This window comes from Candidatus Symbiopectobacterium sp. NZEC135 (assembly GCF_025962695.1).
Genome location: NZ_JAGFPF010000992.1, coordinates 1 through 794 on the forward strand (window position 1 = coordinate 1; position 794 = coordinate 794).

General features: G+C 57.4%; 1 protein-coding gene. It reads right to left on the reverse strand.

Features of this window, described 5'->3' with window-relative positions:
• The coding region (locus tag J5224_RS31955; protein WP_264628982.1) for a TRCF domain-containing protein at window positions 1–794 on the reverse strand (794 nt) is incomplete at both ends.

The following is a 794-nucleotide window of genomic DNA, read 5'->3' on the forward strand; positions in this document are numbered from 1 at the left end:
AGATGCGCAGGATCGACCCGATTATGGGCGCCGAACTCGATAAATCCGCCTTTTTCGTTACCCTCGATACGTTTGATACCCAGCGATTGTGCGCGCTGGCGCAGCGCGGCAATCTGCAACAGATGGCGCGTGGCATCCGGCAGGGTGCCAAAGCGATCGATAAGCTCCACTTTCAGTTCTTCCAGCGCGTTATCATCCTTGGCGCTGGCAATGCGCTTGTAGAACGACAAACGGGTATTGACGTCAGGGATAAAGGCCTCCGGCAGCAGGGACGGCAGGCGTAATTCCACCTCGGTCTGGCTGCTGATCAGATCTTCCAAAGAGGGCTCGCGCCCGGCTTTGAGCGCATCGACCGCGCTTTCCAACAGCTCCATATAGAGCGAAAAACCGACGGTGGTCATTTGCCCACTCTGATCTTCGCCAAGCAGTTCACCCGCACCGCGAATCTCTAAATCATGGGTTGCCAGTGCAAAGCCTGCGCCCAGATCTTCCAATGATGCGATGGCTTCCAGCCGTTTATGTGCATCGGTGCTCATCGCCTTCGGGTTCGGTGTCAGCAGATAGGCATAGGCCTGATGGTGCGAGCGGCCGACGCGGCCGCGCAGTTGGTGCAACTGAGCCAGACCGAAATGGTCGGCGCGCTCAATGATGATGGTATTGGCGCTGGGAATATCGATGCCGGTCTCAATGATGGTGGTGCACACCAGCACGTTAAAGCGTTGATGGTGGAAATCGCTCATCACGCGTTCCAGATCCCGTTCGCGCATTTGGCCGTGACCAATCGCGATGCGCGC